The 25,394-nt window shown below is 59.5% G+C and carries 19 protein-coding genes; 7 read left to right on the top strand and 12 right to left on the bottom strand.

Features of this window, described 5'->3' with window-relative positions; all coding sequences use genetic code 11:
* Positions 1-49 precede the first annotated feature (49 nt).
* The 7 genes from AC07U5_RS01140 (at position 50) to AC07U5_RS01110 (ending at position 7,360) form a co-directional block, all read left to right on the top strand.
* Positions 50-1,285, top strand: a complete 1,236-nt coding sequence (locus AC07U5_RS01140; protein WP_494722068.1) for a polyhydroxyalkanoate depolymerase — start codon at positions 50-52, stop codon at positions 1,283-1,285.
* Positions 1,286-1,329: 44 nt separating this feature from the next.
* Positions 1,330-2,097 (top strand): M48 family metallopeptidase, encoded by a 768-nt coding sequence (locus tag AC07U5_RS01135; RefSeq protein ID WP_494722067.1) that lies wholly within the window; start codon positions 1,330-1,332, stop codon positions 2,095-2,097.
* A 102-nt stretch (positions 2,098-2,199) separates the two neighbouring features.
* Positions 2,200-2,859 (top strand): phosphoribosylanthranilate isomerase, encoded by a 660-nt coding sequence (locus AC07U5_RS01130; RefSeq protein WP_130978437.1) that lies wholly within the window; start codon positions 2,200-2,202, stop codon positions 2,857-2,859.
* An 11-nt stretch (positions 2,860-2,870) separates the two neighbouring features.
* A complete protein-coding gene (gene trpB / locus AC07U5_RS01125) occupies positions 2,871-4,091 on the top strand; it encodes a tryptophan synthase subunit beta (RefSeq protein ID WP_062444708.1) in 1,221 nt (406 codons plus the stop codon).
* 1 nt (position 4,092) lies between these two features.
* A complete protein-coding gene (trpA, locus tag AC07U5_RS01120) occupies positions 4,093-4,920 on the top strand; it encodes a tryptophan synthase subunit alpha (protein WP_062597490.1) in 828 nt (275 codons plus the stop codon).
* A 165-nt stretch (positions 4,921-5,085) separates the two neighbouring features.
* The gene (accD, locus tag AC07U5_RS01115; protein WP_111848729.1) at positions 5,086-5,979 is read left to right on the top strand and encodes an acetyl-CoA carboxylase, carboxyltransferase subunit beta; all 894 of its coding nucleotides are present in this window, start codon (positions 5,086-5,088) and stop codon (positions 5,977-5,979) included.
* A 37-nt stretch (positions 5,980-6,016) separates the two neighbouring features.
* Entirely contained in the window at positions 6,017-7,360 is a 1,344-nt protein-coding gene (locus AC07U5_RS01110; protein ID WP_494723233.1) for a bifunctional folylpolyglutamate synthase/dihydrofolate synthase, read from the top strand.
* Between the two features lie 80 nt (positions 7,361-7,440).
* Here the strand turns inward: AC07U5_RS01110 and trxA are convergent, their stop codons facing one another.
* The 12 genes from trxA to chvI form a co-directional block, all read right to left on the bottom strand.
* The gene (trxA, locus tag AC07U5_RS01105) at positions 7,441-7,761 is read right to left on the bottom strand and encodes a thioredoxin (RefSeq protein WP_062424674.1); all 321 of its coding nucleotides are present in this window, start codon (positions 7,759-7,761) and stop codon (positions 7,441-7,443) included.
* Positions 7,762-7,836: 75 nt separating this feature from the next.
* Positions 7,837-11,415, bottom strand: a complete 3,579-nt coding sequence (addA, locus tag AC07U5_RS01100; RefSeq protein WP_494722066.1) for a double-strand break repair helicase AddA — start codon at positions 11,413-11,415, stop codon at positions 7,837-7,839.
* Positions 11,405-14,581, bottom strand: coding sequence for a double-strand break repair protein AddB (gene addB, locus AC07U5_RS01095; RefSeq protein ID WP_494722065.1), 3,177 nt, complete (start codon positions 14,579-14,581; stop codon positions 11,405-11,407). The genes addA and addB overlap by 11 nt, the downstream gene beginning before the upstream one ends.
* A gap of 123 nt (positions 14,582-14,704) precedes the next feature.
* Positions 14,705-15,424, bottom strand: a complete 720-nt coding sequence (locus AC07U5_RS01090; protein ID WP_494722064.1) for a nucleotidyltransferase family protein — start codon at positions 15,422-15,424, stop codon at positions 14,705-14,707.
* 10 nt (positions 15,425-15,434) lie between these two features.
* Complete coding sequence (gene tsaE, locus AC07U5_RS01085) at positions 15,435-16,952, bottom strand: tRNA (adenosine(37)-N6)-threonylcarbamoyltransferase complex ATPase subunit type 1 TsaE (RefSeq protein ID WP_494722063.1); 1,518 nt, start codon at positions 16,950-16,952, stop codon at positions 15,435-15,437.
* The gene (locus AC07U5_RS01080) at positions 16,949-19,429 is read right to left on the bottom strand and encodes a sensor histidine kinase (protein ID WP_494723232.1); all 2,481 of its coding nucleotides are present in this window, start codon (positions 19,427-19,429) and stop codon (positions 16,949-16,951) included. Before AC07U5_RS01080 ends, tsaE begins: the two co-directional genes overlap by 4 nt.
* 309 nt (positions 19,430-19,738) lie before the next feature.
* Positions 19,739-21,139, bottom strand: a complete 1,401-nt coding sequence (gene ahcY, locus AC07U5_RS01075; protein WP_062424669.1) for an adenosylhomocysteinase — start codon at positions 21,137-21,139, stop codon at positions 19,739-19,741.
* Positions 21,140-21,269: 130 nt separating this feature from the next.
* Entirely contained in the window at positions 21,270-21,545 is a 276-nt protein-coding gene (locus tag AC07U5_RS01070) for an HPr family phosphocarrier protein (RefSeq protein WP_062424668.1), read from the bottom strand.
* A gap of 14 nt (positions 21,546-21,559) precedes the next feature.
* Complete coding sequence (locus AC07U5_RS01065) at positions 21,560-21,961, bottom strand: PTS sugar transporter subunit IIA (protein WP_062424667.1); 402 nt, start codon at positions 21,959-21,961, stop codon at positions 21,560-21,562.
* Positions 21,962-22,107: 146 nt separating this feature from the next.
* Entirely contained in the window at positions 22,108-22,572 is a 465-nt protein-coding gene (locus tag AC07U5_RS01060; RefSeq protein ID WP_494722062.1) for an HPr kinase/phosphorylase, read from the bottom strand.
* Positions 22,562-24,352 carry a sensor histidine kinase gene (locus AC07U5_RS01055; RefSeq protein ID WP_062444619.1) on the bottom strand — a complete coding sequence of 597 codons (1,791 nt, stop codon included), beginning with the start codon at positions 24,350-24,352 and terminating at the stop codon, positions 22,562-22,564. The genes AC07U5_RS01060 and AC07U5_RS01055 overlap by 11 nt, the downstream gene beginning before the upstream one ends.
* Positions 24,353-24,395: 43 nt before the next feature.
* Complete coding sequence (gene chvI, locus AC07U5_RS01050) at positions 24,396-25,121, bottom strand: two-component system response regulator ChvI (protein ID WP_494722061.1); 726 nt, start codon at positions 25,119-25,121, stop codon at positions 24,396-24,398.
* Between the last annotated feature and the right edge of the window lie 273 nt (positions 25,122-25,394).

The following is a 25,394-nucleotide window of genomic DNA, read 5'->3' as shown; positions in this document are numbered from 1 at the left end:
ATGCTAGACTGTCACAAAAGACGACGATGACGACGGGAGGCGTTTATTCGTGTTCTACCATCTTTACGAAATGAACCATGCGGCCATGGCACCCCTGCGGGCCGGTGCCGACCTGATGCGCCAGGCGTGCAACAATCCTCTCAATCCCTTGTCCAACACGGCATTCGGCCGCAGCCTCGATGCAGGTTTCGAGGTCTTCGAGCGTTTGACGCGTCGCTACGGCAAGCCTGAGTTTGGCATCTCAAGCACAGACATCGATGGCAAGGCTGTCGATGTCGTGGAAGAGGTTGTCTGGACGAAACCGTTCTGCCGCCTGATCCACTTCAACCGATCGCTTCCGGAAGAACGACCAGCCGATCCGAAGATCGTGCTGGTGGCACCCATGTCCGGTCATTATGCCACGCTTCTGCGCGGTACGGTGGGCGCGCTTCTGCCTCACGCGGATATCTACATCACCGACTGGATCGATGCCCGCACCGTTCCGCTGACGGAAGGCCGCTTCGATCTGGATGACTACATCTCCTACGTCATCGAGATGCTGCATCATCTGGGAGAGGGCACCCATGTGGTCGCCGTCTGCCAGCCATCGGTTCCGGTTCTGGCGGCCGTGGCGTTGATGGAGGCGGATCAAGACCGCTTCGCGCCTGCTTCCATGACGCTGATGGGTGGACCGATTGATACGCGGATCAACCCAACGGGCGTCAACGAGTTGGCAAAAGCCAAGCCGATCGACTGGTTCCGCGACAGTGTCGTCATGCCGGTTCCGTGGCCGCAGCCCGGCTTCGGGCGTTCCGTCTATCCGGGCTTCCTCCAACTCTCTGGCTTCATGTCCATGAACCTCGACCGGCACATGACTGCGCATAAGGATTTCTATCTCAACCTTGTGAAGAACGACGGCGATTCGGCTGAAAAGCATCGGGAGTTCTACGACGAATATCTCGCCGTCATGGACCTGACCGCCGAATTCTATCTCCAGACGGTCGAGACCGTCTTCATCGAGCATGCTCTTCCGAAGGGCACGATGATGCACAGGGGCAGGGCGGTCGATCCAGCTGCCATCCGCAATGTCGCGCTCTTCACCGTGGAAGGGGAGAACGACGACATTTCCGGTATCGGCCAAACCAAGGCGGCGCATGACCTTTGCCTGAACCTGCCACAGGAAAAACGGCGCCATTACATGCAGCCGGATGTCGGTCACTATGGCGTCTTCAACGGCTCACGCTTCCGCAACGAGATCGTTCCGCAAATGGTGGCGTTCTTCCAGGAGCATCAACGCCAGCAATAAAGGAGCGGATGGCTTTTGAAGGTGGAAGGCGCTATGACGGCGTCATGTTTTCGCTGCTTCGAAAGTCCCTGAAATCGACCTCGTCCCGCAAACCGGCGCTCACCCAGCGCACGGTAGAGGTCGGCGGTCGGTATGTGCCGATCACCATCAAGGAGAACCAGCGGGCGACACGCATTACGCTGCGCATCGAACCGGGTGGCAAGGCGTTGAAGCTGACGATCCCTTATGGCCTCCACCATGCGCAGGTCGATATGTTTCTCGATCGTCATCAGGGATGGCTTGAAACCAAGTTTGCCAAGTTTTCTGCGCTGACGGGAATGAGCGAGGGCGCGTCCATTTCCATCCGTGGCACCCTCCATACGATCCGGCACACAGGCTCGATGCGCGGCGTAACCCAGATCGCCCGGGACGAGGACGGTCAGCCTGTGCTGAAGGTCAGCGGGTTACCTGAACATACGGGCCGCCGCGTCGCGACCTTTCTCAAAAAGGAAGCCCGCGCCGATCTAGAGCGACTGGTGGCAATCCACGCCAAGACAGTCGGAAGGCCGGTGCGCTCGATCTCGATGAAGGATACGCGCAGCCGCTGGGGATCCTGTTCACATGAGGGCAACTTGAGTTTCTCCTGGCGGATCGTTATGGCGCCGGAGAGCGTCATCGATTATCTTGCCGCGCACGAAGTGGCGCATCTGAAAGAAATGAACCACGGGCCGAAATTCTGGGCGCTCTGCAAGAAGCTCTGCCCGGAGATGGACAAGGCCAAGGCTTGGCTGAAGCAGAATGGCTCTCAACTGCATGCCATCGACTTCGAATAAGCCACGATTACAGGTTTGGATTCACGTGAAACATTTTTCAGCCAACCCTCTTCGCCCGCATTTTGGCTCGACTCACACGCCATTTCATGTCACGTCCCAGTCATGAAAAGCGACAGGACTCCGGACATCAAGATTTGCGGGCTGAAAACGCCGGAAGCCGTCGAACGCGCGGTTCGGCGCGGGGCAACGCATATCGGTTTTATCTTCTTCGAGAAGAGCCCGCGCAACATCGAGCCGGATATTGCCGGCAAGCTGGCAGACGCGGTTCGCGGAAGCGTCAAGATCGTTGCCGTCACCGTCAATGCCGATAATGACGAGTTGGATGAGATCATCGATCTGCTGAAACCCGATATCCTCCAGCTCCATGGCAGCGAGAGCCCGGAGCGCGTGCTGAGCGTCAAGGCACTCTACGGCCTGCCGGTGATGAAGGCTTTTTCTATTCGTGACGCTGATGATCTCGCCAAGATCGATCCCTATATCGGGATTGCGGACAGTTTTCTTTTCGATGCCAAGGCACCGGCGGGATCTGAACTGCCGGGAGGCAATGGCGTTTCCTTTGACTGGAGCGTTCTGCATTCTCTTGACGAAGGCGTAAATTACATGCTTTCCGGGGGGCTGAACGCTGATAACGTCGCTGAGGCTCTGGCAAAAACCGGCGCAGGTGGACTGGATGTATCCTCGGGTGTGGAAAGCGCGCCGGGTGTAAAGGATTTGGCCAGGATCGACGCATTCTTCGATGCGGTTCGGTCGGCAAGGCTATAGGGAGTTTGAAAGTGAACGAAACGCTGAAACCCAACTCGTTTCGCGCCGGTCCCGATGAGGACGGACGCTTCGGTATCTACGGAGGCCGCTTCGTTGCCGAGACGCTGATGCCTTTGATCCTCGACCTGCAGGCCGAGTGGGAAAAGGCCAAGGACGATCCGGAGTTCAAGGCGGAGCTCGAACATCTCAATACCCACTATACCGGCCGTCCAAGCCCGATCTATTTCGCCGAGCGCCTGACGGCTGAACTCGGCGGCGCAAAGATCTATTTCAAGCGTGACGAGTTGAACCACACCGGTTCGCACAAGATCAACAACTGCCTTGGCCAGATCCTTCTCGCCAAGCGCATGGGCAAGACCCGCATCATTGCCGAAACCGGTGCCGGTCAGCATGGCGTCGCATCTGCAACGGTTGCCGCACGCTTTGGCATTCCTTGTGTGGTTTACATGGGCGCGACCGATGTGGAGCGCCAGGCGCCCAACGTGTTCCGCATGAAGCTCCTTGGTGCCGAAGTAAAGCCGGTGACGGCAGGCCACGGCACGCTGAAGGACGCCATGAACGAGGCGCTGCGTGACTGGGTCACCAATGTCGACGACACCTATTACATGATCGGCACGGCGGCCGGCCCACACCCCTATCCGGAAATGGTGCGCGAGTTCCAGTCGGTTATCGGCAAGGAAGCGCGCGAGCAGCTGCTGGCTCTCGAAGGCCGTTTGCCGGATATGCTGGTCGCAGCCGTGGGTGGTGGCTCCAACGCCATCGGCCTGTTCCATCCGTTCCTGGATGATGCGAGTGTGAAGATCGTCGGCGTCGAAGCGGGCGGCAAGGGCCTGGATGGCGAAGAGCATTGCGCCTCGCTGACAGCCGGTTCGCCGGGCGTCCTGCACGGCAACCGCACCTACCTGCTTCAAGATAGTGACGGTCAGATAAAGGAAGGTCATTCCATCTCCGCCGGTCTCGATTATCCGGGCATCGGCCCTGAGCATTCCTGGCTGAAGGATGCCGGTCGCGTCGAATATGTGCCGATCATGGACAATGAAGCGCTCGACGCCTTCCAGATGCTGACGCGCACCGAAGGCATCATTCCAGCGCTTGAGCCGAGCCATGCGCTGGCCGAAGTCATCAAGCGCGCGCCGAAGATGGGCAAGGACGAGATCATCCTGATGAATCTCTGCGGTCGCGGCGACAAGGATATTTTCACGGTCGGTAAAATTCTGGGAATGGGACTCTGATATGACTGCACGTATGGACAAGCGCTTTGCCGATCTGCGTGCGCAAAATCGTCCGGCCCTCGTTACCTATTTCATGGGCGGCGATCCTGATTTCGAAACCTCGCTCGGCATCATGAAGGCGCTGCCGGACGCCGGTGCCGATGTCATCGAGCTTGGCATGCCGTTCTCCGATCCGATGGCCGACGGCCCGGCAATCCAGATGGCAGGACAGCGGGCGCTGAAAGGTGGTCAGACGCTGGCAACCACGCTCGATCTCGCGCGCGAATTCCGCAAGCAGGATGATGAAACGCCGATCGTGCTGATGGGTTACTACAATCCGATCTACATCTACGGCGTCGACAAGTTTCTGGACGACGCGCTCTCAGCCGGCATCGACGGACTGATCGTGGTCGATCTGCCGCCGGAAATGGATGACGAATTGTGCATCCCGGCTGTTCAGAAGGACGTCAACTTCATCCGTCTGGCAACGCCGACAACCGATGAAAAGCGCCTCCCGACCGTTCTGCGAAACACGTCGGGCTTCGTCTATTACGTCTCGATGAACGGGATCACCGGTTCGGCCTTGCCCGATCCGTCGACGATTTCCGGTGCTGTCGAGCGGATCAAGGCGCATACCGATCTGCCCGTCTGCGTCGGCTTCGGCGTCAAGACGGCGGATCACGCAAAGGCAATCGGTGCGGTTGCCGATGGTGTCGTGGTCGGTTCGGCCATCGTCAACCAGATCGCGCTCAGTCTTACCAAGGATGGCAAGGCGACGAATGACACTGTGCCGGCGGTAACAACGCTGGTAAAGGGCCTCTCGACAGGCGTGCGCGCGTCGCGCGCATGACATCGAGGCGATCTCAGATCGTGACCGACTTGAAATCGCCATGCTGATTTTGAATGTAGAGGAAGACGAGCGGAATTTGGTTGAAACCGCAGCGATGCGTCGCCATTCCGCTCAACTGCTGCCGAAGGATCATCGGTTCAGCGCGGACAGTTAGGAGTAAAGAACGTGAACTGGATTACCAATTACGTACGCCCGCGGATCAATTCCATGCTGGGCCGCCGGGATACCCCGGAAAATCTCTGGATCAAGTGCCCGGAAACCGGCGAAATGGTCTTCCACAAGGATCTGGAAGAAAACAAGTGGGTCATTCCCGCGTCCGGCTTCCATATGAAGATGCCCGCAAAGGCACGCCTTGCCGACCTGTTCGACGACGGCGCCTATGAGGCATTGCCGCAGCCGAAAGTGGCGCAGGATCCGCTGAAGTTTCGCGATTCCAAAAAGTACTCCGATCGTCTGCGCGACAGCCGCACCAAGACCGAGCAGGAAGACACGATCCTGGCGGGCGTCGGCAAGCTTCAGGGCCTGAAGATCGTCGCCGTCGTGCATGAGTTCCAGTTCATGGGCGGCTCGCTTGGCATTGCCGCAGGCGAGGCGATCGTCAAGGCTTTCGAGCGCGCCATCTCCGAGCGCTGCCCGCTCGTCATGTTCCCGGCCTCTGGCGGCGCGCGCATGCAGGAAGGTATCCTGTCGCTGATGCAGCTTCCGCGTACCACGGTTGCCGTCAACATGCTGAAAGAAGCAGGCATGCCCTATATCGTGGTTCTCACCAACCCGACCACGGGCGGTGTCACGGCGTCTTACGCCATGTTGGGCGATGTCCATATTGCCGAACCCGGCGCTGAAATCTGCTTTGCCGGCAAGCGCGTCATCGAACAGACGATCCGCGAAAAGCTTCCCGAGGGCTTCCAGACGTCGGAATATCTCCTGGATCACGGCATGGTGGACATGGTTATCGATCGCCACGCTATCCCGGATACGCTTGCCAACCTCCTGAAGATCATGACGAAGGCACCGGCCAGCACCTCCAAGGATATTCTGCCTATCGCTGCCACGGCCTGACGCATTCAAACACGCTCCGGAGGGGTGGATGACGGATATGACAAAGCCTGACATGAGCGAGGCGGAACGCATCATCGAAAGATTGATGCAGCTTCATCCCAAGGGCTTCGATCTGTCGCTGGACAGGATTACCCGCCTCCTCGAAAAGCTTGGCAATCCGCATAAGCGCCTGCCGCCCGTCATCCATGTGGCGGGCACCAATGGCAAAGGCTCGGTCACGGCCTTTAGCCGTGCGCTTCTGGAAGCCGCGGGCCTGGCCGTTCACGTCCACACCTCGCCCCATCTGGTAAACTGGAATGAGCGCTACCGTATCGGCGTCGCTGGAGCTCCCGGTCGACTGGTGGACGATGCTATGCTTGCCGATGCCTTGGCCCGAGTGGAAGCCGCCAATGACGGCCAGTATATCACCGTTTTCGAAATCCTGACCGCCGTCACCTTCGTGCTCTTTGCCGAACAGCCTGCCGATGTGGTCGTTCTGGAAGTGGGTCTTGGAGGTCGTTTCGATGCGACCAATGTCATTTCCAATCCGGCCGTCTCGGTCATCATGCCGATCTCGCTCGACCATCAGGCTTATCTCGGCGATCGCGTCGAACTGATCGCGGCGGAAAAGGCAGGCATCATGAAGACCGGCTCGCCGGTCGTGATCGGCTACCAGGAATACGACGCAGCACTCGATGTGCTGATCGCCACCGCTGAGCGTCTGAAATCCCCGACAGCCATCTATGGTCAGGATTTCTCTGCGCATGAAGAGCATGGCCGCATGGTCTATCAGGACGAGTTCAGCCTGGTCGATGCGCCGCTGCCGCGCCTTCCTGGCCGCCATCAGCTGGGCAATGCCGCGGCTGCCATTCGCGCCGTCAAGGCTGCCGGTTTCAGCGTCACCGATCGCATGATCGAAAAGGCCATGACATCGGTCGAGTGGCCGGGCCGCCTCCAACGCGTCACCCGCGGTCGCATCTTCGATCTCGCGCCGAAGGGCAGCGAAATCTGGATCGATGGTGGTCATAATCCAGGTGCTGGCGAGGTTATTGCCGAAGCCATGGCCGGCTTCGAGGAGAAGAGCTCCCGGCCGCTGGTGCTGATTGCGGGCATGATCAACACCAAGGATCAGGTCGGCTACTTCAAGGCCTTCGCCGGTATCGCCGAATATGTCTTCACCGTACCGATCCACGGGTCGGATGCAGCGATCGACCCTGTTGTTCTGGCCCATGCTGTCTTCGACGCTGGCCTGACGGCAGCGCCGACAGCCTCGATCGAAGAGGCTCTAGAAGAATTGGCAAAGCGCCTCGACCCGGCGAAGCCCGCACCACGCATCCTGATCGGCGGATCGCTCTATCTCGCCGGGAATGCGCTGGCGCTGAATGGCACACCACCGCAATAAACTTGAAGGCATCACGCAACCGACGACCAAAAAAGCCCGGCAGAACCGGGCTTTCTTTTTAATCTTGCATTCGCAAACGATCAAGCGGCGCTGGAAATCCAGGCGGAGAGTGCGGTCTTGGGAGCAGCACCGACCTTGATATCGGCCACTTCGCCGCCCTTGAACATGGCGAGCGTCGGGATGGAGCGAACGCCGAACTGAGCAGCAAGCTCAGGGTTTTCGTCGATGTTCAGCTTTGCGACCTTCACCTTGCCAGAAAGTTCCGTAGCGATCTCTTCGAGGCTCGGGGCAATCATCTTGCACGGGCCGCACCACTCGGCCCAGAAGTCTACGACGACTGGCTCAGCGGATTCGAGAACTTCAGACTGGAAGTTGGAGGTATCGACTTTCACGGTAGCCATAATTGGCTCTCCTTTCAGTGAATCTGTTCGGCATTCATGTGATGCGGGGGATGGGCATTTTCAATGTCCGGTATCTCACTTTGTCGAGATTGCGGCAAGGGCTTGTGACAGCGCTTCGTCCGTGAGCGTCACGAAGGACGCGTTCTCCGTATAGACGAGCGCGCAGGTGAAAGCCTTGTCCGGGTAGAGCGGCTTCAGAATCTCACGGTAGATCGCAAGCTGTGCGATATGGGCGAAGGGAATGGTGTTCTCGTTGGCCGGCGGTATCCGGTTGGTCTTGTAGTCCACCAGAATAACGCGCTTGCCGTCCACCGCCAAGCGGTCGATCCGGCCGGAAACGGCAAAATCCTGCCTGCCCAGGCGCAACGTTCCCATGATCGAAACCTCCGCTCGGCTATTGGCGGAGAAAGCGGGCTGGATGGCTGGTTCGGAAAGAACCGCGAGCGTGGTGTGGATCAATCTCTCGCATTCCAATTCCGGCCAGTAGCGCGCGGCACGCTCCACATAGCGACGGGCGGCATCTTCCCGCTTATCCTCGGGATAGTCCGGCAGCGTCTGCAGCATCCGGTGCACAAGGCGCCCACGTTGCAGTGCAAGGCCGGAAGCTATCTCCGGTTTGGTAAAGAGCGGGGAGGACACGACAAGGTCATCGGCGCCGTCATCGATGATCGTTCCCGCGCCGGACGGGCTGAGCGGCCGGGGAAGGGCAGGTGCCGGTGGCAGTGGTTGCATCAGCGAGGCGGGAAATGCTTCTGGCGCAGCACTCGACGGGGTCTCGCTTTGGGGTCTCGCTTTTGGCTCATGGGCATTCATCCGCCACAAAAGACCGTCCCAGGCTTCGCCGCCTGCCTGGAACTGATGAGAAATGCCTCGCGCTTCATCCGCGACAAGCGCCCGCTTGATCATCTGGTGCCAGCAATCCGGATTTTCCTTCGGCCCACGATAGCCGCAGACAATCAGATGGTCGGCAGCCCGCGTCATGGCCACATAGAGAAGGCGGCGATATTCCTGCTCCGCGGCGTCCTTCAAGCGGCCATCGTCCTGGTCGATCAATGCGTTATCGAAGTTCTTTCCCGGCAGCCACACGGGGAATGCGGCATCCTTGGTTTCGACAAAGCGCAACCGCGGCACATGGCTTGCAATGAAGGCCTTCGAGCCGCCATCGACGAGAAACACCACGGGTGCCTCAAGACCCTTGGAGGCGTGAACCGTCATGATGCGGACTTCGCCGCGCTCCTTGTCCTGCTCGCGCTTGATCTCCGGCGCATCTGTCTCGAGCACGGAGATGAAGGATTGCAGGCCGGGAAGGCCAGTCTTTTCGTGATCGAGCGCAAAGGACAAAAACTCATCCAGAACGTCGCTCGCCTCGTTGCCAAGGCGCGCAAGAAACCGCTTGCGACCTTGGTAGATGGTCATCACCGCCGCGTAGAAATCGTGAATCGTCGCGCTACGGGAGAGCGCAATCAAGGCCGAGAGGGTTTTAAGCGTCTCGGCGAAGCGGCTGTCATCCTCTCCAGCGCGCTGCTGGAGGTAGTCCCAGACGCTCGTCTTCTCCGGACGCTTGGCCGCCAGGTCAAAAATATCGTCTTCATCATGATTGAAGAGCGGGCTTTTGAGCAATGCAGAGAGCGACAGATCGTCCTGCGGCAAAAGCACGAAGCGGCCAAGTGCCAGCAAATCCTGAATGGCGATGTGGTCGGTCAGCCGCAAGCGGTCGGCACCGGCAACGGGAATGTTTTTTCGCTGCTTCAACTCGCGCGTCAACGCGTTGACGAAGGCGTGGCGCTTGCGCACCAATACCAGAATGTCGCCCGCCTCGATAAAACGTTCGACGCCTTTCTCAATCACCGTTTCCGTGCCGATCATCGCTGCGATGCGCGCCGCGATCCGTCGTGCGACGATGGCGGGCGGGGCGCTTTCGCGCAACGCATCGAAAGGTGCCGTCCAGTCTTCTTCGTCTTCGACCGGCTCAGCGGCGATCATGTCCCACACCTCCACCGTCCCGGCTTGACTAAGGCGGTTGGAGCGATGCTCGACGGGTTCGTTGTCGGCGCTCAGGCCTGCGGCATTCTCTGGCAAAGAGAAGACCTGATCCACCGCAGCCAGCACATCCGCCGTGGAACGGAAGGAAAGCGGCAGACGAACGGGATGGAAGACCTGCTGGACGGCGGTCACCCGCCGCGCCGTTTCCTCACGCTCCTGCGAAAACCGCTCCGGCCTTGCTCCTTGAAAGGAATAGATCGACTGCTTCTCGTCACCCACGGCAAACAGCGTGCGTTGACCAGCGCGCGCGGTCTCGCCATGGAAGAAATCTGCTGCCAGCGACTGGATGATCGACCACTGCACCGGGCTGGTATCCTGCGCCTCATCGACGAGAATGTGGTCGATACCCTGGTCCAGCTTGTAATGCACCCAGGCGCCCGCCGTATCGCGGTTGAGAAGCGTGGCCGCGCGCTCGATCAGGTCCTCGAAATCGAGCTGGCTACGCTGCTTCTTCAAATCCTCGAAGTCGCCGATCAGCCGGTCTGCCAGCGTCAAGGCATGTCTGGTGGCCTCCAGCATGCGCAGCGTCCGGTACTGGTCGCGGCAGGCCACCACATGGGCGCGCGCCAGCGTCAGATCATCCAGGAGATTGGGTGCTGCCGTCTGCATCGCCTTGTTGATGACGTAGGCATCGGACTTCGGCTCACCCTTCTGCGTCAGCAGCGCGCTTTCGAGGAAAGCGATGCGCTTGAACGGATCGCTTTCTCTTATCGCTTCCCGCAACGCGTAGGACACTTCGTGCGTCCGCGCCCCGCCCACCTCATCGGACAGCGTCAGATAGGTGTCGAGTGACAGGCCGGAGAGACCCGGGAGTGGCCAATAGGCCGTCGCTGCCGTCTCAAGTGTTTCACTGGCGCTGATGCGAGCATGGCGTCGAAGCGCCGCGTCGATTCCACCGTTACGGGAGGCGTCTTCGAGAAAGCCGCGCAGAGCATTGCGGTTGGCAACGATGGCGCTCAGCAGCGCTTCCAGCCCGGTCTCGTCGGCGAGATCGAGCACATAGGCGAGTGCCTGAGCCAGCGGCGTGTCCTGCTCGAGCGAAACGGCGGTCAGCAGGCTGCGGCGTGCTTCTGCCAGGAGACTGCTGGCGGCACGATCATCGAGAACCGAGAAGTGGCCAGCGACGTTCGCTTCCAGCGGAAACTGGTGCAGCAGCGCTTCGCAGAAGGCGTGGATCGTCTGGATTTTCAACCCGCCCGGCGTTTCCAGCGCCTTGGCGAACAGACGGCGTGCCTCCTTCAGCTTGATGGCGTCCGGGATACGCCCTTCGATTGTCGCGATACGGTCTTTCAAGGCGGCGTCGGAGAGCGTGGCCCAATCCGCGAGGCGATCGAAGACGCGGCTCGACATTTCCGAGGCAGCGGCCTTTGTATAGGTCAGACACAGAATGGCAGAGGGACGGCAACCGGCCAGCAGCAGACGGATCACCCGCTGGGTCAACACATGCGTCTTGCCCGAACCCGCATTGGCCGACACCCATGCCGAGCTAGTGGGATCGGAGGCGCGGGTCTGCTGGCGTGTCGTCCAGTCGATCCAGGCGCCTGGCTCGTCGCGTGCCGGGCCGTGATCTTGAGCCTGCTCGGCTGCGTATTCGAAAAGATCATTCGCCATCGCCATCTCCCGGTTCTGCAGTGGACCACTCGGAGACGCGCGCCAGATGGTCGTACTCGCCGCCATAAGATTGCTGTTCTTCCGGGATCAGCCGCGACACGAAGCCGTTCTTGCCCTCGCGCAGTGCCTTGATGAACTTGGTCAGCTGGTCGATCGAGTCCGTCGCCAGTTCTGCCGCACTCTTGGGCACGGTTTTGGCGGTGGCCTTGGCATTTTCGTTGTTCACAACATCGGTGCCGAAACGTTCTCCCGGCCGCAGGCGCACATAGATCAGATCCTCCGGTGTCGGCGTGCCAGCATCGCGGAAAGCGCCGCGCATCAGGGCCGCCGCTTCTAGCGCCAGTTGCGGATCGAGCAGGGAGCGGGCCTGTTTCACAGTCGGGGAGAGCCCCGTCTTGTAATCGACGATATCCGCCTTGCCATTGGTCTTGATGTCGATCCTGTCGGCCACGCCCGTCAGCCGGATACCGGCCTCTGGAATGTCCTGTCCGGCGCGGGCCTCCACATAGGAGCGGCGCACCATGGGACGGCGATCTTTCTCCCAGGCGAGAAACTCGCGCGCCACCGCAACGAAGCGCGGTCGCCAGACGATATCGATATGTGCTGGCAGATTTTCTTCGTCAAAACATGCGTTCAATACACGCATCATCGCGTCTTCGGACGCCGGCGTGCCGGGAACGTGCTCCTCACGGGAGTAGAGTTCGATGATGCGGTGATAGAGCGTCCCTCGGTCGGCAGCGCCTGGATCGCGGTTGAACTCGTCCAGCGGATCGAGCTTCAGAATGCGTCGCGCATAGATGGCATAGGGGTCACGGCGCAGCCGTCCGACTTCGCTGAAGGAATAGCTCTTCGGCTGTAGATCGGCAGGCGGGGTCGGGGCAGGGCGTCGCGCTGGATCCTGCGTCTCGCTGTCATCCAGCATCATTGCCCAATGGCGATAGGATTCGCCACGTCGCTTCAGCGCCTCTGCAAAATCTTCCCCGCCCAGCGCCAGCAGTCTTTGCAGCCAGCGCGAAGCCACGGCAGGCGTCGAACCCTGGCGCAGGGCGCGGCTGTAGATGATGTGACGCGTGCCGTTCGCCATCTCGAAATCATGCGCCAACTGCCCGATGCGGCGTTCCGGCGGCTCAAGCCCGATCGATGTCTTCATGCTGCGTGACAGGAAGGGATTGTTGGCCGTTTGCCCCGGCCACACCCCTTCGTTCAATCCACCGATAATGACGGTATCGACGCTCTGCAAGCGCGCTTCCAAAGCGCCAAAAATGAAGACGCGTGGGTTGCGCATGGCCCGAGGCTTGATCGATTCGCCTGCGATAAAGGCCGCGACGATATCGATCCACTGCGGACCATCCGCCTCCAGCGCATTGCCGCATTCCATCAGTTCGGCAAAAAGACTGGATAGCTTTTCTCCTGCCTCGCCGGACCAGAGGCTTGCGAGATCGCCCGCATCATCCAGGCACATCGCTTCGATGACGCGGCCGGAACGCTCCGCCCATTCCGCCAGCGTCAGGCGGGAGGTGAGGCGACCGCGGAGTGGATCGCGGTGGACGAAGGCCTGCTCCAGCGGTTCGATCGCCGCTTTGATCCGTCTCGCCAGATCTTCGGCAGCGAGCGGGGCATCATCGGAAAGCGCCGTGCGCCAATGTGGCGGATGGCGGTCGCCTGCGTGAAGTGTCATCTGATGTGCCAGAAGCGCATCGAGGTTGCCAAGTGTCGTTTCCTCGCGCCCGCCGCGCAACGCCAGAAGCTCCAGCGCTGCGACAGCCTTACTCATCTGCAACTCGCTCAGGCCAAAGCGGCAAAGAGGATGCTTCAACAGCGAAATGACCGCGACCGGATCACCTGGGCGCAGGATCGCTTCCAGCGCCAGCTGCAAAAGACCTGCCTGCGGCGTCGCAGACAGCGGCGTACCTGCGGAATCGTCCGCCTCGATGCCGAAGCGGGCAAGCTCGGTTGCCACCCTTCGGCCAAGTCCGCGATCCGGCGTGATGAGGGCTGCCTGCGATGGGCCATTCTGACCGGGCTTTTCAAGCGCCAGCCTGAGCGCGATGGCAATTGCGGTTGCCTCCTCGCGCTCATTGGCCGCCTCTATCATCGAGGCGGCGGAAAAGGCGCTTTCGAAGAAGGCCGGGGACTTGTCCGAGCGCCATTCATTCCATTCCGCGGTCGCCCGAACAGGCGCAAGTGCCGTGGAAAAAACCGCGGCCCGGTCCTGCAGATCGCGATCAAGGTCACCGATCCGCTCTACATCGCGACGCAAGACGCCGAGCTTCTGCAACAGGGTGAACAGCCCGTATTGCGAATGGGTGCGGCTTGCCGCGTCATCCGGTGCCTCATTGATCGCCTGCCACTGATCTTCGGGCATGTCGAGGTCGAGACCGGGAAGCACGACGGTGCCGTGCGGCAGAGATGCCACGGCAGCAATCAGATCGGCGGCAGCCGGAATGGAGCCGGTGGAGCCTGCAACGATGATCGGATCCGTGCTCGCGATCTTCGTCAGCCGGTCGGCCTCTGCGCGAAGGATGGCGTTGCGGTGGCGCCCGGCGGAAGACCGGTTCAGTTCGGCAAGGCGGGCCGGCCAATAAATACTGGCGATCTCCAGAAACTTCGCGGTCAGTTGCCACCATTGCGCATGATCGGCTGTATCCAGTTCGGAGAGCGCCTCCCAATCCTTGTCTTCCGTATCCATCGCATCGATGACTTCGGAGAGGGCACGCGCAAGCCAGATCGCATCCGCCGGGCTGGCAGGTGCCACGAGCGGTGAATCGGAATGGATGGCGCGGATTGCGTCCGGCAAGCTGTTTCGCCAGGCAAGGATCAGCCGCGCGAGTTCCACCAGTCGGGCGGTGCTGGAAATCGGTGGAGCAAGATCGATGGTGGCCGGCGTCTCGATATCGAAATAGCCGCTATCGTCATCCGTTTCGCCAAGCGGGCGGATAATCGGGAGAATGGCAGAACGCCCTCCCAGAAGGTCAACAAATTCAGAGCGTAGCACGCGAGCCGAACGGCGCGTCGGCACATAGATCGTCACGCGAGCAAGCGACAGCGGATCAGCAGGGTCATACGAGAAGCCGCTCGCGAGCGTCCCGGCACAGAGGCTCTGCGCCAGTGTCTTTAGAAAGGGTGTTCCTGGCGCAATGGTCAGGATGCGTTTGGCATGCGCCAATGGTTCGACCTTCTCAAGGATGACATCATCCGCCCGAAAACCGGAATCGTTTGTCGGAAAGCACGATGCGTCGATTCAAAGCGTTAGAGCGTCCTCTGTGCGTTCCAAGTGACGCACAGCGCTCTAAACCGAAGCGATGGTTCGCTCCGCATCCTCTATAGCATCCGGTGTGCCGACGGTAATCCATTGACCGTCAAGCATCACGCCATAAAGCCGGTTTTTCGCAATGGCGCGGTCGAAATAGATGTTGAGATTGAAGGCATCAGCCGGTGCATCGTCAAGCAGGCGCGAATCCATGGCGATCGCACCGGCATAGACGACCGGGCTTGGTTCACCGTCCTGATAACGGGTGAGGCGGCCGTCCTCTGCAAAATTGAAATCCTTTTTGCCGTTATGTCCGGTAGTGCGGTCCATATCGACGCAAAGCATCGCCATATCCATGCGCGCAGGATCGAAACCCTCCGCGAGTTTCTGCAGATTGGTGGGACGGCCGGATGTTTCCCCGACCCAGAACAGATCGGCATTCATCACCAGAACAGGCCCTGGCGCCAGCAGCTTCAAACCCTTCGCGAGACCACCGCCGGAATTCAAGAGCTCGGCCCGCTCATCAGAAATCAGGACCTTAAGATCCTTGCGGCCTTCAAGATGCGTGGTCATCTGCTCGGCATGGTGATGGACGTTGATGGATACGGTCTCGACTCCCGCCGCCACCAGAAGATCGAGCACATAATCGATCATCGGCTTGCCCGCGATTTTGACCAGCGGCTTGGGGATCGTGTCGGTGATCGGGCGCATTCTCGTGCCGAGACCTGCTGCCAGAACCATCGCTTGTTTGATCGTCATGGGAAACGCTTTACTGAGAGTTGAGGTCTATGCCCGCACGCGCGAACCAGTCTCGCAGCGGCGCAAGGTCGGGATGTTCCAGCGCGGCGCGCATATAGGTGAAGGTGCGCGGCATATGCTTCATATAGCCCGGCTTGCCATCGCGCTTCAAAAGCCGAACCCAGGCGCCGACCAGCTTGCAATTGCGTTGCGCCGCCATGATGGCGAAGGCTTTGAGAAATACCTCTTCATCGAAGGCAGGGTTCTTTCGGCGGATATCGAAATACCGCTCCATCATTCGCGCCTGCAGTTTAGGCGGGATGGTTACCCGCGCATCCTGCACCAGAGACGCCAGATCATAGGCCGTCGGGCCTATCATCGCATCCTGAAAGTCGATGATGCCCACTTGCTGCGGCGCTGGTTTGTCTTGCTGCCAGATGATGTTCGGCGAGTGGAAGTCGCGCAAGACGAGCCCGGTTTCCACATCGGCAAGCTTGGCGATCAACTGATCCCAAACGGCGAAAAAATCCTGCCGCTTGGCGTCGTCGGTCGGCTTGCCGTCATGCATGTGCGGCAGATACCAGTCCAGCAGCAACGAGGTCTCGATCTTCATAGCATCGGCATCGAAGCGCGGAATTTCATAGCGCCCACCATCCGGCAGGTCGATCGTTGCAGGCATCGGCTTTTCATGCAGCGCCGCCAGACAGGCAGCACTCTCGATATAGCGCTCCTCGATCGGAGCACCATTGGCATCCAGAACGCCTGCGCGTCCCATATCGCTCAAAAGCAGGATGCCCTCATCCAAGTCGCGCGCCAGGATTTCCGGCAGCGCGAAGCCTTCGCTTCGGAGATGGAGATCAAGAGCAACGAAGGGCTCGACAGTGCGGGCAAGATGCACGATCTCCGAATAGGATTTGCCGTTGTGAAGAGCGGGGCCGGGCGGCTGGGGCTGCCAGTCCATCAACAGATATTGGCTGTCGTCATCGCGCACCAGTTCATAGGTGCGATAGGCGGCGTCACCACTGAAATAGCGCCGCGTGGCGTTCGCGTTGCCGTTCCGCTCCAGAAAGCGGCGAATGGCGAAGACCCGTTCAAGACGCTCGATATGACGCCGGGATGCTTCGATCACAGCACGCCGACCGTCTCCCTCATGTGTCAGGCGCAGCAGGATGGTCGATGCCTTCGGCAGCACATCGCTTGCCATCTCCGGCCACTCGATCAGGCACACGCCGTCCGACAGCATCTCGTCGACGCCGAGTTCATCCAGCTCCGACACGTCGGAGAGGCGATAGAGATCGAGATGCGCGACGGGAAAGCGAAGCGCGTAGGATTGGACGATGGTAAATGTCGGGCTCGGTACTTCGAGTTCCGCATCGTCGGCGATTGCCCGGATCAAAGCCCGCGCCAGGGTCGATTTTCCAGCCCCAAGATCGCCCACCAGCGCAACGGCATCGCCCGGCTTGACGGCAAGCGCCAGCTCCTCGCCAAGCCGGATCGTCTCGGCCTCATTTGCAAGGAAAAGCGAGAGGGAAAGCGTCTCGTCACTCATTCGGCAGCAATGGACTGCGGCTGGTCGTGCGAAGGAATGCGGCAGGTCACGACCGTGCCTTCACCGGGGCGGCTGTCGAGTGTGACCGTGCCCTGATGCAGGCTGACGAAGCTCTCGACGATCGAGAGACCGAGGCCAGCGCCTGTGCGTCGGCCGCCTTGGCCACGTGTCGAGAAGCGATCGAAGACCGTCTTCAGCATGTCTTCGGGAATGCCCGGCCCTTGATCTGCAACCGAAAAGACGAAATCGCCTTCGCTTCTCTGGCAGGTCAGCCGGATCGCCGACCCTTCGGGCGAGAAGTTGACCGCATTGGTCAGAAGCTTCAGCAATATCTGCTTCAGCCGCTGGTGATCGGCAACGATGGAACCGAGATGCGCTGGCGCGACGATCTCGAGCGAAACGCCGCTTTCCTGCAGACGATCGGTGATCTGTACCGCTACATCGTCGAGAAGCTCGTTCAGATCGTTCTCGGCATAGTTCAGGTGCATGATGCCGGCATCGACGGTTGCCAGATCGAGAATGTCGTTGACTATCGTCAGCAGCACCGACGACGAGGTCGAAATATGGTCGAGATACTCGGCCTGGCGATCGTTCAGTTCGCCCATGCCGGGTGTCTTCAGAAGATCGGTAAAGCCGATGATATTGGTGAGCGGCGAACGCAGTTCGTAAGACACGTGCTGGACGAAGTCGTTCTTCAGCTCGTCTGCCTTGCGCAACGCCTCGTTCTTTTCCTTCAAGGCCCGCTCGGCGCGCACACTGTCCGTCATGTTGACGAAGGTCAGCATGGTCTGCGCGTCGGGCAGCGGGATGACGGCATAATCGAGCACGAGGCCGGAAAGAAGTTCCAGCGTTCCCTGCTTCGAAGGACGCTCGTCGTCAAAGCTGGTGATGAATTGCGCAAAGGCGCGCCAGCCATCCGGCTTCTCGTAGGATTGCGCGCAGACCGCTTCAATGGAGCGAATGTGCTTACCGGCTTCGGCCTCTTCCGCTGTGATCGCCCAGAGCGCGCGGAACGCCGGGTTCGACAGGCGAATACGCCCGTCGGCACCGAACACCGCAACGCCTTCTGCCAAGTGATCGATGGTCTCGCCCTGAACCTTGACCAGCGTGTTGTAGCGCATCTGGAGATCGACCTGTTCGGTCAGGTTCTCGAACACCCAGGTTGCGCCGCCTTGCGGATGCGCGGTGGCAATCACACGCAGCGTCTGCCCGTTAGGCAGGTGCCAGAGATCTGTCTTGGTATCGAGCGCGCGATAAACGGAAAGAGCGGTCTCTTTCCAGCTCTTCCAGCTGAGTTGCTCCGGCAGCTTTCCGGCACTGCGCAAACGATCGAGAAGCTCGGAATTGCCGGGCTTCGATTCCAGGAATACCAGATCGAGGCCCCATAGGCGGGCGAAAGCCTGATTGTAGAACTGCAGGCGCTGCTCGCCGTCGAAGATGGCGACGGGCGTTCCCAGATGATCTAGCGTTTCGGCGTGGCTTTTCAGCGTGCGTTTCAACTCTTCGCGGATGGTTTCAGCATCGGACGCGTCGATCGCGATACCGGCAGAGCCGCTTGGCGTCTTGATATCGACCACATCGAAGAAGGTGCGGTTGCCGGAAACCACTGTGGAGATCCGGTCATGATAGGGCGATTCCGGCGTGGCCGTGGCGCGGATCTTCTGTCGTGTCACCGTGTTCAGCAATTCGCGCTGTTCGTTGACGGCCTGCTGCGGCGTCGTCGCATCGACGGCAATCGCATAGGCATGATTCACCCAGATGAGCGCGCCCTCATTGTTTCGGCGCCAGGCAGGCTGCTCGATGGAATCGAGGAGCTCCTGGAAGGTGGACATGGAGGAAAGCAGGCGCTCGCGCTCCACTCTCAACTCCGCCAGTTCGGCGCGCATATTGTTCAGCGCGATGAAACGGGCAAAGGCCTTGCCGCCGGACACGCGTCCCTGAACCTCGATGACTTCTCCGCGCTGCGTCTCGATCGTCAGATCGAAACTCTGTGCCTGGCTGCGCAGCAGCTCGATTGCCTTTTCCAGCGGTGCTGCCGACGTGGGGCGCAGCCAGCGGCCAAAGGCGAGAAAGTCGGAATCAGCAGACGGCACGCCGGTTTCTGGCGGCAACTGGCCGACGAATTCAGGACGTTCGCCGGTATCTTCCCAGATGACGATCCGGCGCGACTTGTCGGAAATCAGCGCCTCATATTTGGAAATCTTGTTCTGCGCTTCGGACAGCGCCGTGCGGTATTCGTTGACCTCGGCTTCGATGTTCCCGCGCTGGCGCACCAGCCAGACGATGGAAAACAGCGTCGCGGAGACGACGCCGATGAAGATCGAATAGGCGATGGTCTCGCTGGACGAGAACAGGCGTGCACTTCTTTGGAGGAGCGCGCCATCCTGAGCCTCGGCAACGGTGGCAAAGCCGCTGAGCGCCGTTCCAGCCATCAACGCGGGTACCGCGCAAATCTTTCGGCGCAGGGCGCCTGCCATGGTGGTCAGAGAGCCGCGCAATCGTTCAAGAACGGGCGCCTCGTCGCTGCCCGTCTCCACGTTCCTTTTCGCCCGCTGGCGCGAGTTCGCTTTTTTTACCGACATCCCCGGTCTGTCTCCGTCCTATGTGCCGCATCTTCGACAAGACATCCCATTTTCGCACGAGCATCCGCCCACACGAATCAAGTCTTCAGACAATACCGTCTCAGCAAATTTCCGGGAAGGGCGGCGCCCAAAAAGAAATCGCGGACTTTGTCAAGCCCGCGATGCCTAGATGTGGTGTATTTGATGTGGATATTAACTATGAAATCAATATCTGTAGTGTTCTGCCTTGAACGGACCCGTCTTCGAGACGCCGATATAATCTGCCTGCGTGTCGGAAAGTTCGGTCAGCTTCACGCCGAGCTTCTCAAGGTGAAGGCGCGCGACCTTTTCATCGAGGTGTTTCGGCAGCACGTAAACGTCGTTCTTGTACTCGCCCTGCTTGGTGAAGAGCTCAATCTGGCCGAGCACCTGGTTGGTGAACGAGGCCGACATAACGAAGGAAGGGTGACCGGTCGCATTGCCGAGGTTCAGTAGGCGGCCTTCCGACAGAAGGATCATGCGGTTGCCCTTGGCGAACTCGATCATGTCGACCTGCGGCTTGATGTTGGTCCACTTCAGGTTCTTCAGCGAAGCGACCTGAATTTCGTTGTCGAAGTGACCGATATTGCCGACGATCGCCATGTCCTTCATCTCGCGCATATGCTCGATGCGGATGACGTCCTTGTTGCCGGTGGTGGTGATGAAGATGTCTGCCGAAGACACGACGTCTTCGAGGCGAACGACTTCGAAACCGTCCATGGCGGCCTGAAGCGCGCAGATCGGGTCGATTTCGGTGACCTTGACGCGGGCGCCAGCGCCCTGAAGCGAAGCAGCAGAACCCTTGCCGACATCGCCGTAACCGCAAACGACGGCAACCTTGCCGGCCATCATCACGTCTGTGGCGCGACGGATACCGTCAACCAGCGATTCCTTGCAGCCGTACTTGTTGTCGAACTTCGACTTGGTGACGCTGTCATTGACGTTGATTGCCGGGAAGGGGAGAAGACCCTTCTTGCTGAGGTCATAGAGACGATGAACACCTGTCGTGGTTTCTTCGGTCACGCCCTTGATCGCGTCGCGCTGCTTGGTGAACCAGCCTGGCGAAGCCTGAAGGCGCTTCTTGATCTGTGCGACAAGAATTTCTTCTTCTTCCGAGCCTGGGTTCGACAGAACGTCTTCGCCAGCTTCGGCGCGTGCACCGAGCAGGATGTACATGGTGGCGTCGCCACCGTCATCCAGGATCATGTTGGAGAGACCACCATCGGTCCACTGAAAGATCTTGTCGGTGTATTCCCAATATTCGGTCAGGCTCTCACCCTTGACGGCGAAGACCGGAATGCCGGCGGCCGCGATGGCTGCAGCAGCGTGATCCTGCGTCGAGAAGATGTTGCAAGACGCCCAACGGATGTCGGCGCCGAGTTCCTTCAGGGTTTCGATCAGAACGGCCGTCTGGATCGTCATGTGCAGCGAGCCGGAAATGCGTGCGCCCTTCAGCGGCTTGCTTTGACCGAATTCGCTGCGGCAGGACATCAGGCCCGGCATTTCAGTTTCGGCAATGTCCAGTTCCTTGCGGCCGTAATCGGCAAGGTTGATATCCGCGACGATGTAGTCTTTGTCAGCGCTCATAAAGATCTCCTGCTCAAAAATGGCAGGGACCCGTGCCGCTGCCTTGCAATTCAGGCTGCGGTTCTAACAGGCAATCGCCGATCTGGCAATAATCATATAAAGAAGTCTTTATGTCTTTATATGATGGTTATCAAAGTTCTTCGCCGAACCGATCCGCAACCAGCGCCTCGAGTGCTGCAAGCGCTTCTTCCGCCTGATTGCCGCTTGCTTCGACAAAAACCGTGCATCCGGGGCTTGCCGCAAGCATCATCAGACCCATGATCGAAGTGCCGCCGACCGTCATACCGTCCTTCGAAACGCTGATGGCTGCGTCGAACTTCTCCACCATCTGCACGAATTTTGCAGAGGCGCGCGCGTGCAGGCCGCGCTTGTTGACGATCAGCAGTTCCTTCGACAGTGAGGACATGAAGCGTGTTCTTCTTATTTGCCGCTGAGAACGCGGCTGGCGACGTTGATATATTTGCGACCGGCATCGGAAGACTCCTGCAGAGCCTTGTCCATGTTGTCCTCGCTGCGAATACCGGCAAGCTTGATCAACATGGGAAGATTGACGCCGGCAATCACTTCAACGGTGCCGCTGCTCATCACCGAGATGGCGAGGTTGGACGGCGTTCCGCCAAACATGTCTGTGAGGATGATGACGCCATTGCCGTCATTGGCGCGTGTGACGGCATCGATGATATCCTGCCGACGCTGATCCATGTCGTCCTCGGGACCAATCGATACGGTCTCGATCAACTTCTGAGGACCGACCACATGCTCTACCGCGTGACGAAATTCCTCAGCCAGCTTGCCATGAGTGACAAGCACTAGTCCGATCATGAAATGCTCCCTTACACACGCACTTTGCCACCTGGACTTGCGTCTGGTGTGCCGCCCTATCGCAATGCCGCAAACCTGTCCATCGGTGGGACGACATCTTGATGAGGAAAATGGGAAGCGCAAGCCCCCAAACAGGGGATTTTTGTTCACTTTCCCTTGGCTTTGAACAGATTTTGAGCAAGTGCAGCAAATTTTCCATAGGGCGTGATGCTGGAAAGCGGAATCCGGATGAGCGGTAGCCTGTTGCCGGTCGGTAAATCCAGCCATTCATTCTTCGGCGGGAGGCGAGGGGACTGCGGGTGTGCAACAGGCGTTATCGCATAGTCTATCGTCGCCGATTTGATGCTCTCAAGTTCGACGATGCCGCTGCCGCGCAGTTCTAGGAGCCCGGCAATGCTCTCCGGCCGTTCGACGAGAACGCGTCCATCTTGAGACGACATAAGAACCTGATCGTCTGCTACGAGCGCCGCCGGCAAGCCGTAACGCTGTGCCTCTGTCAGAAAGCTGAAGGCAAGCTCGCTCTTGCCGCTGCCGGAGGGGCCGACGAACAGCATGCCCGTTTCGTCAATGACGATCGCAGTTGCATGGTAGTTGATGCGGTCAGCGCTCATGCGTCGGGGCGGCAGGAAGCGACAGGGTGAAGCGGGCGCCGGAGATCACACCATATTTGTCGATGATGTTTTCCGCCTTCAGCGTACCGCCATGCGCCTCGGCAATCTGGCGGCTGATCGAGAGGCCAAGACCGGAATTCTGGCCGAAACCTTCGCTCGCCGGGCGATCAGTGTAGAAGCGCTCAAAAATACGGTCGATATCTTCAGCCTGGATACCGGGACCATTGTCCTCGACGCGGACTAGGCAGCGATCCTTGTGCCGCAGCAGGTGCACGAAGATGCGCCCGCCATCCTGCGAAACGAAGGAGCGGGCGTTTTCGATCAGGTTGGTGACGATCTGGCCAAGGCGGAGATCGTGGCCGTTGACCACATAGCTGGTCTTCACGCCCGGCTTGTGGTCGGCCACATAATCGATCGTGACCGTTTTCTTCTTGCTGGAAATCTGTCGCGAGATTTCGACAAGACCATTCAGCAAGACCTCAAGATCGACGGGCGAGGAATCGGCACGCGCCAGTTCCGCGTCGAGACGCGACGCATCGGAAATGTCGCTGATCAGGCGGTCGAGACGGCGAACATCGTGGAAGATGATTTCGGTAAGGCGCTGCTTGGATTCTTCCGTCTTGGCACGCGGCAGCGTTTCCACCGCGCTGCGCAGCGAGGTCAACGGGTTCTTCAACTCGTGGCTGACATCCGCCGCAAAACTCTCGATTGCGTCGATCCGGTCGTAAAGGGCGTTGGTCATTTCGCGAAGTGCAATCGAGAGGTTGCCGATCTCGTCCTGACGCGCCGAGAAGTCCGGAATTTCCTCACGCGCCTTGGCGCCACGGCGCACGCGGATCGCGGCGGCCGAAAGACGCCGAAGCGGCGTCGCGATAGTGGAAGAAAGAAGCAGCGACAGAACGATATTGACCAGCGTCGCAATGCCGAAGACGCGCATGATCGCCAGACGTTCCGCATGGACGATCTTGTCGATATCGCCGGCCTGTGTCGATAGCAGCAGAACCCCAAGCACCGCGCGGAAGCGTTGCACTGGAACGGCCACCGAAACGATCAGCTCACCCTTTTCCGTGACGCGCACGACAGCGCCGCGAACACCCGTCAGCGCATTCATCACTTCTGGATAGATCGATCCGTCGCCGCCGGGTGTTTCCTTGTAAAGCGGCAGGCTGCTTGGCTGCAGCATGCGGTTGAACAGGCTGGCAAACCATTCGCCCCAGGTCTGGGTTTCAGGCGTTACCGGCGGCAGGTCGTAGCGTAAAACTTGCCCGCGTGAATACAAATGCCGGGAATCGAGAAGCAGGTTCGCATCCGCATCGAAGAGACGGGCTCGGGTGCGGGTCGGGGAAATCAGGCGGCGAAGGACCGGGGCGACACGCTCCGGATTGATCGGGAAGCTCAGGTCCTCATCATTCGGTACCGGCGTGATGCTCTGACCCGCCTGCAACTCCAGCAGCTTTTCCGGGTTGATGGTGATCGAATTGGTATCGACCGAAGCCGAGGCGGAGATCGCACCGGCGATGATTTCGCCCTGCGTCAGCAGGCTTTCGACGCGCGCATCGATCAGCCCTTCGCGAAACTGGTTGAGGTAGAGAATACCACCGACCAGAACCACCGTCGCAGCGACGTTGAAGAAGAGAATGCGGCGCGTCAGGCTGGAAAAGACGGCATTGCCGAAAATACGCCGGACGATCGTCAGCGGATGAATCCGGTGCCGCCGACCGCTCTCACGATCGTCGGCATCGGATGTGTCCGATGCGCTATCCTGCGTTTTGTTCAGCACGTGCGTTCCTCAGCCCCCGCTTGCGCGGCGTCATTACCCGGCCTTACGGCGCTTCGCGGAAGCGATAACCCACACCGTAAAGCGTTTCAATCATGTCGAAGTCGTTGTCGACCAGCTTGAACTTTTTGCGCAGGCGCTTGATGTGGCTGTCGATGGTGCGGTCGTCGACATAGACCTGCTCGTCATAGGCGGCGTCCATCAGCGCATCGCGGCTTTTGACGACGCCTGGGCGCTGTGCCAGCGAGTGGAGGATCAGGAATTCAGTGACGGTCAGTGTCACCGGCTCGCCCTTCCAGGTGCAGGTGTGGCGCTCCTGGTCCATGGCAAGCTGTCCGCGTTCCAGCGTTCTGGCGGCCTGATCGGCCGCGATCTTCATGGGGCTTGCGCCGGTCGCCGCTGCTTCACGGCTGCTGGCGCGGCGCAGGATCGCCTTGACGCGCTCCACCAGAAGGCGCTGCGAAAAGGGCTTGGTGATGAAATCGTCGGCGCCCATCTTCAGGCCGAACAGCTCGTCGATTTCCTCATCCTTGGACGTGAGGAAGATGACGGGAAGGTCCGACTTCTGCCGAAGACGACGCAACAGTTCCATGCCGTCCATGCGCGGCATCTTGATATCGAAGATCGCCAGCTGCGGCGGGCGTGCAATCAGCCCGTCAAGGGCGGAGGCGCCGTCGGTATACGTTTCGACCTTATAGCCTTCCGCTTCGAGCGCGATCGACACCGATGTCAGGATATTACGGTCGTCGTCTACAAGCGCAATCGTCTGCATTAAATTGGTCTCCATCGTCATTTGCAATCTATGCTCCCGACATTCACCCCAGCCTAGGTTGTGCGCCGCGAACACGTCTCATGAGTATAAAGGTGGAACAAATTGTGGCAAAGACCAAGCCCCACGATTGGAGAGCTTTGAAGCAGGATATTCCAGCAGAGACTAAGAGTCCGGATTTGCAGCGTGGCTAAACCGATTTAAAAAGGAATAAAATCTTTTAAATCGATTAATATATTGAAATTGTTGAATATTTTTGATGCGGCATCTTGCCAA

Source organism: Agrobacterium sp. GW821-FHT02D03 (genome assembly GCF_059421725.1).
The sequence above is the reverse complement of the archived record's forward strand: the minus strand, read 5'-3'. Positions and strand labels throughout refer to the sequence as shown.